Annotated in this window: 9 protein-coding genes; 4 read left to right on the forward strand and 5 right to left on the reverse strand. The window is 50.0% G+C overall.

Annotated features, from left to right (window positions below; all coding sequences use genetic code 11):
- Window positions 1-230 precede the first annotated feature (230 nt).
- From ACFVU8_RS14840 to ACFVU8_RS14855, 4 genes are all read left to right on the forward strand, one after another.
- A complete protein-coding gene (locus ACFVU8_RS14840) occupies window positions 231-1,751 on the forward strand; it encodes an efflux RND transporter periplasmic adaptor subunit (RefSeq protein WP_387428150.1) in 1,521 nt (506 codons plus the stop codon).
- Window positions 1,748-2,443 carry an ABC transporter ATP-binding protein gene (locus ACFVU8_RS14845; RefSeq protein ID WP_387428152.1) on the forward strand — a complete coding sequence of 232 codons (696 nt, stop codon included), beginning with the start codon at window positions 1,748-1,750 and terminating at the stop codon, window positions 2,441-2,443. Before ACFVU8_RS14840 ends, ACFVU8_RS14845 begins: the two co-directional genes overlap by 4 nt.
- Window positions 2,444-3,616 (forward strand): ABC transporter permease, encoded by a 1,173-nt coding sequence (locus tag ACFVU8_RS14850; RefSeq protein ID WP_175374108.1) that lies wholly within the window; start codon window positions 2,444-2,446, stop codon window positions 3,614-3,616. It abuts the gene before it with no gap.
- Window positions 3,617-3,973: 357 nt separating this feature from the next.
- Window positions 3,974-5,215 carry a diguanylate cyclase domain-containing protein gene (locus ACFVU8_RS14855; protein ID WP_387428765.1) on the forward strand — a complete coding sequence of 414 codons (1,242 nt, stop codon included), beginning with the start codon at window positions 3,974-3,976 and terminating at the stop codon, window positions 5,213-5,215.
- 163 nt (window positions 5,216-5,378) lie between these two features.
- Here ACFVU8_RS14855 and pulA read toward each other — a convergent pair whose 3' ends face one another.
- The 5 genes from pulA to glcT all read right to left on the reverse strand — a co-directional run bounded on the left by pulA (window position 5,379) and on the right by glcT (window position 13,513).
- The gene (pulA, locus tag ACFVU8_RS14860; protein WP_387428153.1) at window positions 5,379-7,775 is read right to left on the reverse strand and encodes a type I pullulanase; all 2,397 of its coding nucleotides are present in this window, start codon (window positions 7,773-7,775) and stop codon (window positions 5,379-5,381) included.
- A 473-nt stretch (window positions 7,776-8,248) separates the two neighbouring features.
- Window positions 8,249-9,961, reverse strand: a complete 1,713-nt coding sequence (gene ptsP / locus ACFVU8_RS14865) for a phosphoenolpyruvate--protein phosphotransferase (RefSeq protein ID WP_387428155.1) — start codon at window positions 9,959-9,961, stop codon at window positions 8,249-8,251.
- Window positions 9,954-10,229: an HPr family phosphocarrier protein gene (locus ACFVU8_RS14870; protein WP_175374104.1), complete on the reverse strand. Its 276-nt coding sequence runs from the start codon at window positions 10,227-10,229 to the stop codon at window positions 9,954-9,956. Before ACFVU8_RS14870 ends, ptsP begins: the two co-directional genes overlap by 8 nt.
- Before the next feature lie 93 nt (window positions 10,230-10,322).
- Window positions 10,323-12,377 carry a glucose-specific PTS transporter subunit IIBC gene (gene ptsG / locus ACFVU8_RS14875; protein WP_379465066.1) on the reverse strand — a complete coding sequence of 685 codons (2,055 nt, stop codon included), beginning with the start codon at window positions 12,375-12,377 and terminating at the stop codon, window positions 10,323-10,325.
- A gap of 257 nt (window positions 12,378-12,634) precedes the next feature.
- Window positions 12,635-13,513 (reverse strand): glucose PTS transporter transcription antiterminator GlcT, encoded by an 879-nt coding sequence (gene glcT / locus ACFVU8_RS14880; protein ID WP_175374102.1) that lies wholly within the window; start codon window positions 13,511-13,513, stop codon window positions 12,635-12,637.
- Between the last annotated feature and the right edge of the window lie 5 nt (window positions 13,514-13,518).

Here is a 13,518-nt window from a genome sequence, read left to right on the forward strand (position 1 = left end):
AATGTTCATTCATCTTTCCCTATGAAAAGATATGTCACTTTATTATATGCAAATTCATTGGCATTGGCAAGCCGGACAAATTTGGGCAAATCTTTATCTTCCTTTAAGCTGACTTTAAGGTTAAAGGCCGGTTTTGGCCGCAATTTTCAGCTAGCATTCAGCCACATTTGATATTTTCAGGCAGCAGCAAGTAATGATCCAGAAATTTAACGATTAAATGGAGGACAACGATGAAGAAGAAGAAAGTAGCACTACTGTCCATTGGGGCAGCGGCGGTCGTAACAGCTGGACTGCTGGTTTACGCCTATCTGCCTGACAAAAGCAGCGCTTTGGCCGAAATCCCCCTCAATACAGCTTCAGTTACGAAAGGCGACATTGTGGTGAGTGTTACCGGTGCAGGATCTGTGACAGCTCCCCGTACAGGTAAGGTCAAAACCAAGGACTCCGGCAAAGTTCTGAAGGTACTAGTCAAGGAGGGCGATGTCGTTAAAAAGGGACAAACCTTGATTACGTTCGAAGGAGCAGACCTCAGTGACAGTCTTCGGCAGGAAAAAAACAACCTGGCCAACCTCCAGTTAGACCTCGAAGACAAGCAAGACCAGTATCACAAGCTGGCTGATAGCGGTGCCCCAGAGGATCAAGTAAAAAGCTCCAAACGTTCACTTGATAAAGCAAAGACAGATATCGAGAATCAGAAGTATAAAGTTGCCTCTGTAGAGGAATCAATGGTGCCGCCTGCTCCACTGACTGCCACGATTGACGGCACTGTCACAGCGGTAAACATTTCGGATGGTGAAAAAGCCATGGATGGCTCGGAACTGATCGACATTACCGATTATTCCAATCTCAGCGCTGTCGTTCAGGTTGATGAGCTGGACGTTCCGTCGGTCGAGCTCGGTATGCCGGCCGCCATTAAGCTGGACGCTTTGCCGGATAAGAAGTATCAGGGAAAAGTAACCGCTATTGCCAATGAAGGCACCAGCTCCAATGGCGTATCTCTGTTCGATGTCACGGTAGATTTAACAGATTCCAAGGGCGCTCGTGCAGGAATGTCAGCAGAAGTGTCCATTACGACGGCTGAGAAAAAAGATGTCCTAACCGTACCAATAGAAGCTGTCCGGGATAGAAACGGCACTTACATGGTTGCCGTGCCGGCAACCTCTGGAGCGGCCGGAACCGGGGAGGGCACCGGATCTGCAGGTGCTGGACAGGCTCCAGGTAGTGCAGGCGGCGCAGCTCCTGACGGAACAGACGGTAGTAGTTCCGGTTCGGGCAGTACGCCTGCAGCTGGGAGCCGTGACGGCTTTGGGGGTGCAGGCAGTGGAACCGGAGCTTACGGTGGCGGTGCCCGAGGCACCCGCGGGGGTATGGGGCAAGCCGCGAAAACAGGAACCAGTACTGGAACTGGCACAACACCTGCCCAACGAATGATCACTGTTGAAGTAGGCCTGCATGACGAGAGTCGCATGGAAATTACCAGCGGCCTTAAAGAAGGCGATCAAGTCGTGATTCCAACCGTCATTTCTTCCGGTAATAGCGCAGCAGCTCAGCAAGGTCAAGGCGGCGGTGGCTTTGGTGGTTTCGGCGGCGGTGGCGGCGGTGCGACCGGCGGTATTCCAGGGTCCGGTGGCTTCGGTGGAGGCGGAAGAAACGGCGGCGGTGGCTTTGGCGGCTCTGGCGGAGCCGGGGCTGGTACGGGCGGTGCTGGTACAGGCGGTGGCGGTACAGGGACTCGGGGTGGAGGACAATGAGTACATCAGGTACGCTAATCGAGGTCAGTGACATGAGTCATGGCTATACCATGGCTGGTGAGCGAATGACCGTCCTGAAGAACCTGTCGTTTACGATAAACTTTGGCGAGTTCGTAGCGATTATCGGCCCTTCCGGTTCCGGCAAGTCCACACTTATGAACATGCTCGGCTGCCTGGATGTTTCGGATACAGGCAGCTACCTTCTAGACGGACAAGAGATCCGCAAGCTATCCGACAACAAGCTCGCAGCCATACGCAACGAGAAGATCGGTTTTATTTTTCAGAGCTTCAATCTGCTTCCGAAGCTCTCGGCTGTGGAAAATGTGGAGCTCCCTCTCGTTTACCGGGGACTATCGCACCGGCAACGGCGGCAGCTTGCCGAGGAAGCCTTGACCAAGGTCGGTCTGGGTGACCGCATGCACCATCGGCCGGCCGAACTGTCCGGCGGACAGCAGCAGCGGGTGGCTATTGCGCGGGCGATGGCAGGCTCCCCGCCTATCCTGCTTGCTGACGAGCCCACCGGGGCGCTCGACACCCGGACCGGCAAGGAAGTGATGGGAATGATCAGACAACTGAACGAGCAAGGCCATACGATTATCCTGATTACACATGACCTGGAGATCGCCGAACAGGCCAACCGCATTATACGCATACAGGATGGCAATCTCGTGGAAGATCGGAGGAAGGCGTAGGTGAAGTTATTTCAAAGCATGAGAATGGCATTAAAAAGCATCTACAGCAGCAAGGTCCGCTCTCTGCTCACCATGCTGGGAATTATAATCGGCGTCTCTTCCGTCATTATTCTCGTATCCGTAGGCCAGGGCACTACCTCACAAATAACCGAGCAGTTGAACGGACTAGGGACCAATCAATTGACTGTCAATATTACCGGACGCGGAGCAACCACCTCTCTCACTTACGATGAAGCGCTGGCGCTGGGCGATATACCAGGTGTCAAGGATGTAGCACCGGTAATCAGCGGCAATGTGACGGCCAAGCATAATACGGATAATGTCAGTGTCTCTGTGGAGGGCATTACACCTTCCTATGAGGATGTGAAGGATTTTCACGTCCAATCCGGACGTTTTCTGCTGGATATTGATACCCAGTATCGGCAAAAGGTGGCTCTGATCGGCTCCAGTACAGCGAATGATTTGTTCGGCACAGATAGTCCTGTCGGGCAGACTGTCCAGTTAAATGGCATCAGCTACAAAATCGTCGGCTTGCTGGAAACCAAGGGCAGCAGCCTTGGGGGCTCCAACGACGACAAGATCCTGATTCCCATCTCTACAGCAGAACGCCAGCTGCAAAGCAAAGGCGTGCGCTCTATTACGATAGCTACCACTTCAGCAGATACTGTAGCTACGGTTAAGAGCCGGCTTGAAGGCATTTTGGCTGCTAAATTCAGCAATGCTACCAATGCCTACACCGTATTCGACTCCCAGCAAATGCTGGATACAGTCAATTCTACAACCAATACCCTGTCGATGGCGCTCGCTGGCATCGCCGGAATCTCGCTGCTGGTTGGTGGCATCGGCATCATGAACATTATGATCGTGTCGGTTAACGAACGAACACGAGAGATTGGCGTCCGCAAAGCGATTGGAGCCAAGAAGCTCGATATTCTGGCCCAGTTTATGATCGAATCCGTTGTCCTTAGTGGCCTCGGCGGGATCATCGGCGTGGGAATTGGAGTTGGGGGTAGCTGGCTGCTCGGCCACTATTCCCCGCTCTCGGTATCCATCGCCTGGAATATGGTGCTGGTATCGTTCCTCTTTTCCCTGTTGATCGGTGTGGTCTTCGGAATGATGCCTGCGAATAAGGCAGCAAGACTGCGGCCGATTCATGCACTTCGTGTTGATTAAGCACCTGCAAGGTCTAAAGACTTATTAGTTCGGCTGTCACCTCCCATGATTATGGGTAGGTGACAGTTTTTTGTGCTTAGATGGACAATCCACTACACCGCTTAGTTGAAAACTATGTACTAGGTCTCAGAAGCCGGAATATGAATAAGGCAACAGGCCCCTCAATATTTTTGAAACTTAGAGCAGATGAAACAATGAACGCTTTATGCTTCCTGCATCTTACATCATAGATAATCCTGTATGTGAGATTTGAAAATTCTGGTATAGTAAAGAAAACTACCATTTGTACTGGGTAATATGGTGAGGCCGAAGTCCCTACCGCGAATAGGTTTGAAGGAGTGAATGAAAGTGGCTGGTATGTACGAAGTTAGCATACGAAGAAAATTGATTCTATTGTTCTCCTCAATCTCTGTGCTTCTGATCGGCATCAGCATCGCTTCACTGGTCTATTTGAATAACAGCCTCAGCAAGCTTTCGGGTTTGCTGGACAGCGATATGTACCAGAGCTCCGAACAAATCCTTAGTACAGACTATCAACCTCATCAGGCAGGGCTGAGTAATACCGAACAGTTGGGCCATGAATTTCAAAGCAAGAAAGTCACCCTGTTTGCCTTATTCACAATTCTATTATCCGGACTCCTCGTGGTCATTATTTATCTGGGCCGCAAAATCCTCACTCTCCAAAATGAAAAACTAGAGGAACAGAACCTCTATCAGTTGATCGGTGAGAAGATGTCCGACTTCATTATTCTGACTGATCCGAACGGACTGATCCTGTACGCCTCCCCTTCCCACTCAGCTATACTGGGCTATATTCCACAAAAAGGCGTGCCTCTGTCCAATTATATCCGTGAGCCGGAAATCGCCTGGGCCAAGCTGAAAAGCATTGTCCAGGGAACACCGCGGACCTCAGAGCTTCGCATGCGTGGATCGGAGGGGCATTGGGTATGGCTGGAGACCAAGGTCACACCTGTGCAGGACAGCGGTGCCTTTCCAGCGCAATTCATGCTGGTATCCCGGGAAATTACCCAGCGGAAGCAATATGAAGAACGGCTGCACAAGCTAGCCTTCTATGATCATCTGACCTCCATCCCCAATCGAGCGCATTTCATCATGTACATGGAAAATCTGATCTCACAGCCACCGGAGCGCAGACAGGAAGTCGCCCTTGCAATGCTCGACTGCGACCGTTTCAAACAGCTTAATGACACACTCGGTCATCTTGCCGGTGACGAGTTCCTGCAGTTACTCTCGGGTGAGCTGCAGCAGACGGTCAAAGGCGTGGGCCAGGCCTTCCGCATTGGTGGAGATGAATTCGCAGTGGTACTACACCGCTTCACAAGCCCTGAGAGACTAGAGGAAATGCTAAAACGGGTACTTCATCTGTTCAGCAAATCATGGTCCTTACAGAATAGCTCCGACTTCCACACCTCGGCCAGCATCGGCGTAGCCCTCTATCCGCAGCACGGCAGCACTATCAATGAACTACTGCATGCCGCCGATGTTGCGATGTACTACTCCAAGAGCTGCGGCGGTAATCAGTCTAATCTCTACAATCAGAATATGGAAGAAGAATATGTTGTGCAAAAGAATGGCTGAGGCGGCAGATTGCTTCTCCCTGATAGTTAAAAGGCTGTTCACCAGGACTACCACTGCGATAGGACCGGATGAACAGCCTTTTTGAGTTAACTCTGATTCATACTTCATTCTTAGTCGCGCTTCCGCTTAGGCACCCCCATGTTAGCAAGGCAACCGTTCTCCATTAGGTCATTAGCTGCAAATGTTCAACGGTCGCCCCGCCGTTCCCTTGTTCACGCTCAAGGATCAACACCCGGATGACATCTTCCCCTGGAGGACAATCGATAAAACGATCGCCTTCCCCGTCTTTCTCTTCCCAGTCATTCAGGCGCAGAATGTAGCCGATGGATTCCACTTCCGGCATCACTTCTATGCGGGCTACCGCGCGTCCATCCTCCAATGTCCGAAAATCACACTGACCATCCTGAATGCCTGTATCCCATACCCACAAGTTCCAGCCCCGGTAATCGCCATCCGGTCGCTCATAATGCACCTCGACCACTTTGGACCGGGGGCCCGGTTCTCCGTACACATCGTATAGCACCATCATGGACAGCCCTTCAATCTCGACCTCGCTGCCTTCAATCAGCCGGAAGGCATCTTGACCTGCAGCAGAATGATCCACCACCACATTCCAGCGTTCAGCAACATTTGGAAGACAGAGGGTTACAGTCCCTGGATTGGCGTTAAAAATAACAACAATATTCCGCCACGAGTCGCCCCCCGCATGATTCTTGAGTATATAGGATACGATCCCGCTGTCGCAGCGCAGAATTTCCAGACAACGTTCAATCTCCTCACGTCCGTGCAGGCGGAAGGCCGGATGGGACCGCCGCAAGGCAATCAAGCCTTTATAATATTGAAATACAGGTTTGAATACCTGCTTGTTATCCCAACGAATCCCATTGATGACATCGCTGCTCCGGTAACTGTTATGATCACCATATTTGCTGCGCAACAGTTCGTCCCCGGCATGGAGGAACGGTACGCCCTGTGAAGTCAGCACAATCCCATTGGCCAAAAGAGAACGGCGAACCGTTTCATTCTTCAAAACATCCCCTTTGTCCACAGTGACATAGGGATTAGCGAAAGCGACAGCAGCCTCTACACTGCCTCCATTCTTCAGCCTACCGTTCTCCAGTTCCGGCAGAGCGGCATTTTCGCGCAGGCCTTGAACGGTCAATATTTTATCCCACAGGTTGAGGTTATCATGAGCTGTAGTATAGTTCACTGTCTCCACCGGCGAGTCGGCAAAATCATAAATGGCCCCCTGGATACCTGACGCTACCTCGCCTTCCTTACCATATTCCCCGGTGGCAAAGCCCTTGCCCCAACCGTCGCTATCCCCTTTAATGGCCGAACGAAAGTTGTCATTGAACACAGCGTAACCTTTGCCTCGCTGCGCACCCTTCAGCGTTTTGTCCGGCAGCGGGGAATCTCCGCCTGTCCATGGTTCGCCGTACAGCAGCAGGTCGGGATTAATCTCCAGCCGCAGCTCCTCGGCAATCTCCCGCATCGTTACACGATCCATCAGTCCCATAAGATCGAACCGGAAGCCGTCAATATGATATTCCGTTGCCCAGTAGGCCAGGGAATCTTTAATATATTTGCGCACCATCGGACGCTCCGTAGCAACTTCATTTCCTACACCTGAGCCGTTCGATAGCTGGCCATACACATCACGACGGTAGAAATAATCCGGTGTTAATGCATCAAAGGGTCCTTTTTCCACCGAAAAAGTATGATTGTAGACAACATCCATGATCACAGCGATCCCGTGACTATGCAGCGCCTGCACCAGTTCCTTAAGTTCAAGGATACGGGCAGCCGGATCAGAAGGATTAGTGCTATAGGAACCTTCCGGGACATTATAATTCTGCGGGTCATAACCCCAGTTATAGTCGGTAAAATGCGGCGCTGCCGCAATTGGGCCATCCTGCTTCAGCTCGTCAACTGTCTGATAATCGAACACTGGCAGCAAATGCACATGAGTGATGCCCAGCTCGACCAGATGGTCAATACCAAGGGTATTTCCGTTCGCATCCGTTAGTCCGGTTTCTGTGAAGGCTTTGAAAAGTCCCTTGTACTGCATGCCCGAGCTACTGTGTGAGGAGAAATCACGCACATGCAGCTCATAAATAACAGCGTCTGCCGGATGAGCCAATCTTGGCGAGATATCGCTGTTCCAATGCAATGGATCGGTATCTCTCAGGTCTACTATCGCTGTCCGCGTACCGTTAGCCGATACGGCCACTGCATAAGGATCTACGGCTTCCCGGATGGTTCCATCGGAGAAAACAGCCCGGTACATGTAGTACTTCCCTTTGACATCATCGTGAACCGTGGCTTGCCATACGCCGGTAACCTGGCGCTGCATCTGAACGATCTTACCGTTGTCCTTGATGCCGCTTCCAGTTTCCGGAAGATTATTTCCACCGGTCTCATACAACACCAGGGACACGGCAAAGGCCGCAGGTGCCCAAACTTTAAATATACTGCTCCCAGGTGTATACGTTAGACCCAGATCCTTGTCCTCGTAAAGTTCCACCGCAGATTCTGCATTTATATAATTGCTGTTCATTTGTAATCACCATCCTGAGTCACTCCCTGTCTTGAAACAAGGAGCTTTTAAGTCCATATATTTCCATTAGACGCCATATTAATACTTGCACTGCTCTGCAAGACATCTATAAGTAATCAGGAATTTGCTTCTACTCATGACTCGTTGGCCCCTACATATTTCTATAATATGTAACCGTAAGTTCACATGTCTGGGTGTATCACTATACTTCCTACCTACTACTATACTATCGGCGGACACCACTGTGCATTTAAGTTGTCCAAAAAACACAAACGCTGTATAGAAAGTATAAAGTCCGCCAGATAACAGAATCAAATTTCATAATTCGGATTTCAATCCGAATTGGATTTATGAAATTAATTCACCTGTATAAAATATTGGCGGAGTACCCAGACCCATAAAAAAAACCGGCCCCGAAGGGCCGGCAAAAGAGTTCGGAAAAGTGAGTAAAACGGGAAAACCTTGGCGAAATCTTACTTGTTGATACTTTGCACCAGCGCAGCCACTTCTTCAGCAGTGCCTAGTTGCAACGCTTTAGCAGCCAATTCCTTCATATCAGCAGCGGACAGCTTTGAAATCTGGCTGCGCGCCGGCAGGATGGAAGTAGCACTCATACTGAATTCATCAAGACCGAGACCCAGCAGCAGCGGAATCGCTGTGCTGTCACCAGCCATCTCGCCGCACATGCCGGTCCATTTGCCTTCGGCGTGAGCAGCATCGATTACGATTTTAACCAGACGCAGGATAGCCGGATTGTACGGTTGATACAAGTAGGAAACCTGCTCGTTCATCCGGTCAGCGGCCATTGTGTATTGGATCAAATCGTTCGTTCCAATACTGAAAAAGTCCACTTCCTTGGCGAATTGGTCAGCCAGCACTGCAGTGGATGGAATTTCCACCATAATGCCGAGCTGGATGTTCTCGGAGACTTCCTTGCCTTCCGCAATCAGATTGCTCTTCTCTTCAAGCAGCAGATCGCGGGCTGCACGGAATTCACCGAGCGTAGCAATCATTGGGAACATGATCCGCAGATCACCGTGCACGCTTGCTCTCAAGAGTGCGCGAAGCTGTGTGCGGAAAATATCCTGACGATCCAGACAAAGTCGGATCGCACGGTAGCCGAGGAATGGATTCATTTCCTTCGGCAGATCCAGATACGGCAGTTCCTTGTCACCGCCGATGTCCAGCGTACGCACAACAACCGGTTTGCCTTTCATGTTCTCCAGCACCGTGCGGTACGCATTGTACTGAACCTCTTCGGAAGGCAGCTTGTCACGGCCCATGTAGAGGAATTCTGTACGGTAAAGACCTACGGCTTCCCCGCCATTGTCGATAACTCCGTTCACATCGTTCGGAGTTCCGATGTTCGCAGCCAGTTCCACATGCTTGCCGTCCGCTGAAACGGTCGGCTCATCACGAAGCTTTTTCCATTCTGCAATTTGCAGATTGTAAGCTTCCTGTTTCTTCTTATATTCAGCAACTACGTCATCAGTTGGGTTAATAATGACATCCCCGTTAAGTCCGTCCACGATCACAAGATCGCCAGCCTTCACCTGGGAGAGAACATTCTTCGTTCCGACAACAGCCGGAATCTCCAACGAGCGCGCCATAATCGCCGAGTGGGAAGTACGTCCACCAATGTTAGTCGTGAAGCCCTTAACATACTGGCGATTTAGTTGCGCCGTATCCGATGGCGTCAAATCTTCAGCAATAACAATAGTCTCTTCACTGATCTCAGCTGGGCTGATATAGTGAATGCCCAGCAAATGGTTCAGCACACGTTTGGTTACATCTCGCATGTCAGCAGCGCGTTCCTGCAGGTACGCACTCTTCATGTTCTCGAACATCTCAATAAATTGTGCGGCAACTACGTTCAACGCATAATCTGCATTGACCAGTTCCTCACGAATTTTATCAATTACAGGGCTTATCAGCTCTGGGTCTTCAAGAATCAGCAGATGTGATTCGAAAATCTCCGCTTTCTTCTCGCCCAGTTCAGCCAAAGTGCGTTCCTTGATGGCCGTCAGCTCGGCTTTGGACTTCTCCAGTGCGTCATTCAGCTTGGCAACTTCCGCTTCGGTGTCGCTGATGACTGTCTTCGCAATGGAATAATCCGGGTGTTCCAGGATAAACGCACGGGCTACTGCAATCCCTGCTGAAGCCGCGATTCCTGAAATCTTACTCATGAACTTCTCCCAGCCCTTCTTTAACCATGATTTCTTGAAGTGCGTTCAAAGCTTCTGCTTCTTCACTGCCTTCAGTAATCAGGGTCAAGGTGTCGCCCGCTTCAAGACCAAGGGACAATACACCCAGAATAGATTTCAGGGTTACTTTCTTGCCTTTAGCTTCCGCAAAAGCTTCAGTACCTTTGAATTTTGTAGCTGTATTCACCAGCGCTGTTGCCGGACGAGCGTGAATTCCATCTTCGTCGATAATTCTGAATGTTGTTTGCATAATATCCAACTCGCTTTCTAGGTATAAGTTAATTTATGGTGAAAGACCTTGCACTCCCTTTAAATTATAAAGGAAGTGCCAGGCCATTGCACATTACTGTATGGTGATAATATCCTTATCGCCAATGGATACCTTACCTGGTTTCTTGAGCGTAACGGAGGAACCTTCAGGCAGATTAGAGAATATAACCGGTGAAATAACGGAAGGCGCATGAGCCTTCACATACTCCAGGTCCACTTCCATAATCGGCTGTCCAGCCGCTACAAGATCCCCTTCTTCTACAAGAATAGTGAAGCCCTGCCCTTTTAGCTTAACGGTGTTCACACCGATATGAACAAGAACTTCTTTGCCCCCATCAGACATGATGCCGATGGCATGCTTGCTTGGGAATACGTTAAATACTTTGCCGTATACCGGTGAAGCGATTTTACCGTCAACCGATAGGAAGGCGAAGCCATCACCCGTCATTTTTTGCGAGAACACGGCATCTGGCACCTGCGTAATATCCAGCAGTTCCCCGTTTACTGGTGACACAATATCCTCAGGAATAATTGCATCGCCCTCTTCACCAGCTTGCTTCTCAAGAACTGGCTGCGGGTCAGCTGTGGCCGGAGACGGTGTTCTACCGCTAATGACATCTTGAATCTGTGACTTGATTGTATCGGAACGGGTGCCAAAAATCGCTTGCACGTTGTTACCGACCTCCAGCACACCAGAGGCGCCCAGCTTCTTCAGCCGGTTCTTATCGACCCCGCCTTTATCCTTAACCTCGACCCGCAAGCGGGTGATGCAGGCATCCAGATGGGTGATGTTCTCTTTACCGCCCAGGGCGGCCAAAATATTACGCGGCAGATCATCTCCGCTGGTTGACACGCTGGCCGTATTCACCTCGGTGTCTTCACTCTTGTCCTCACGACCTGGTGTCTTGAGGTTAAACTTGCGAATAACGAACCGGAATCCGAAGTAGTAAATCACCGCGAGAACCAGTCCTACCGGAATCACCAACCACCAGTGTGTACGGTTCGGGATAATCCCGAAGAGCACAAAGTCGATAAAACCGCCGGAGAACGTCATCCCAATCTTCACATTCAGAAGATGCATTGTCATAAAGGAGAGTCCTGCAAATACGGCGTGTACCGCGAACAATAGCGGAGCTACGAACAGGAATGAGAATTCCAGCGGCTCGGTAATCCCCGTCAGGAACGAGGTCAGCGCGGCGGAAATCATCAAGCTGCCGACAACTTTCTTGTTCTCCGGTCTTGCCTCATGGTAGATCGCCAGCGCTGCAGCGGGAAGTCCGAACATCATAAACGGATATTTACCTGTAGTAAACGTACCTGCTGTGAACGGCACACCATCGCGAAGCTGTTGCATGAAAATGCGCTGATCTCCGCGAATCAGATCGCCGGCTTTATCAACATAGCTGCCGAACTCATACCAGAACGGCGAATAGAAGATATGGTGCAAGCCGAACGGAATGAGCGAGCGCTCGATCAAACCGAAAATAAAGGCGGCAAGTGTCTTGTTTGTATCGATCATACTCTGCGATACATAGTTCAGACCATGCTGAATCGGTGGCCATACCAACGTCAAGACAAGGCCAAGGATCAGAGACGTAACCGCAGTCATGATTGGAACGAATCGTTTACCTGCAAAAAATCCAAGGTAGGATGGCAGTTCGATTTTGAAAAACCTTGTGTACATTGAAGCCGCTAGAATCCCGACGAGAATACCGCCAAAGACCCCGGTCTGCAGTGTTGGAATCCCTAGCACATTAGCATAAGCAAAGTTGCCCTGGCTGAGTACGTAATCATTAACGCCTACTACCGTACCCATCGTAATGTTCATTACGAGATAACCAATGATTGCAGCAAGCCCCGCCACACCTTCACCGCCAGCCAGACCTATGGCTACACCGACTGCGAATAGCAGCGACAGATTGTTAAAGACTACTTGCCCCGAGTTCATCAATACGTTAGCAATAGCTTGAACTACGCTATTCTCCAGCGCAGGCACGTATTGAAGAAAATCAGGGTTTACCAGCATATTGCCGATCCCAAGAAGCAGGCCAGCCGCAGGCAAGATCGCCACTGGAAGCATCAGCGCTTTGCCGACTCTTTGCAGGACGCCAAATAGCTTTTTGAACATTGTGGTCACTTCCTTAGTTTCTTTATGTTCATTCAACAGAAGCCAACAAAGTCAAAAAAGGCATGAGCAATACAGCATACAGGTTGTAATCTAACTCTAAAGTTAGATTACCCCAACAGGGGATTAAACAACCAAAATACTGTAAATCACTCATGCCTGATCGTATCAGTTACACGTTGGATATTCTGTTTTGTTTCTTAACTGAACCCAGTTTAGCACCGTTTATTTGAACTTGCAAGTCACTTTTGCAAAAAAAGTCATTGGCCGTCAGTGCTCTGCCGCATATCTGCCTCATCTTCTTTTTTCTGCGCCAGACGCTGCAAATGTATCGTCAGGTAGCTAACCTCTGCGGGGTACACAGGGATGCGCATACGCTGCTCAATCACCTTGGTCAACTTCCAGGATAACGAATACATCTCAGGATACTCACGCTTCATAAGTCCATCTAGTGACGACGTTTCCAGCACCGCTTCTCCCCGGCGCAATCTCTCCAGCACAAACCGCAGATGTGTCACCAGCCGGGAGTAATCCAGCGATTCACGCGGAATATGATACTCAAGAATGTTCTCAACCAGATTCACAAGGTCCCCGATGAGCTGGGAATGCTCCTTAACCTCCGAGATATGTCTGTTGCTGATCGCACTGACAATATGCAATGCAACGAAACCCACTTCATCTGCCGGGAGCGTAACGCCCATGGCCTCGTTAATCCGGTCAACCGCATATTCAGCCATGCTGTATTCCTCGGGATAAATCTCCTTGGTCTCATACAGAAACGGATTATGAATGGCAATGTCCTGTTCATGGCGACGTATGGCAAATGAGATATGGTCAGTAAGGGCAATATGAATATGCTCATTCAGCGGCTGACGGCTGCTATGCATGATATGAAGTACAATCTCCTGGACTACCTCAATCAGCCTCTCATCAACTTGGGGGACGAGCTGTTTATATTGTTCCTGCTCCTCACGGCTGCGGAGAATGAACATCTTCTCTACGGAGGACAGATTAATATGATCGCGTACTTTGCGGTTAAAGCCAATCCCCTTACCAATCACGACTACTTCGGCATATTGGGGATGCTCGGCAATGATAACATTGTTATTCAATACCTTGGCTACGGTGATACTGCTCAATAAAG

The sequence above is a fragment of the Paenibacillus sp. NPDC058177 genome, from assembly GCF_042883835.1.
GTDB lineage: Bacteria > Bacillota > Bacilli > Paenibacillales > Paenibacillaceae > Paenibacillus_AQ > Paenibacillus_AQ agri.

Excerpts from the sequence above, each read along its gene's own strand:
- ACFVU8_RS14840 (WP_387428150.1), top strand. The coding sequence starts at position 231 with ATGAAGAAGAAGAAAGTAGCACTACTGTCCATTGGGGCAGCGGCGGTC.
- ACFVU8_RS14845 (WP_387428152.1), top strand. The coding sequence starts at position 1,748 with ATGAGTACATCAGGTACGCTAATCGAGGTCAGTGACATGAGTCATGGC.
- ACFVU8_RS14855 (WP_387428765.1), top strand. The coding sequence starts at position 3,974 with ATGTACGAAGTTAGCATACGAAGAAAATTGATTCTATTGTTCTCCTCA.
- pulA (WP_387428153.1), bottom strand. The coding sequence starts at position 7,775 with ATGAACAGCAATTATATAAATGCAGAATCTGCGGTGGAACTTTACGAG.
- ptsP (WP_387428155.1), bottom strand. The coding sequence starts at position 9,961 with ATGAGTAAGATTTCAGGAATCGCGGCTTCAGCAGGGATTGCAGTAGCC.
- ACFVU8_RS14870 (WP_175374104.1), bottom strand. The coding sequence starts at position 10,229 with ATGCAAACAACATTCAGAATTATCGACGAAGATGGAATTCACGCTCGT.
- ptsG (WP_379465066.1), bottom strand. The coding sequence starts at position 12,377 with ATGTTCAAAAAGCTATTTGGCGTCCTGCAAAGAGTCGGCAAAGCGCTG.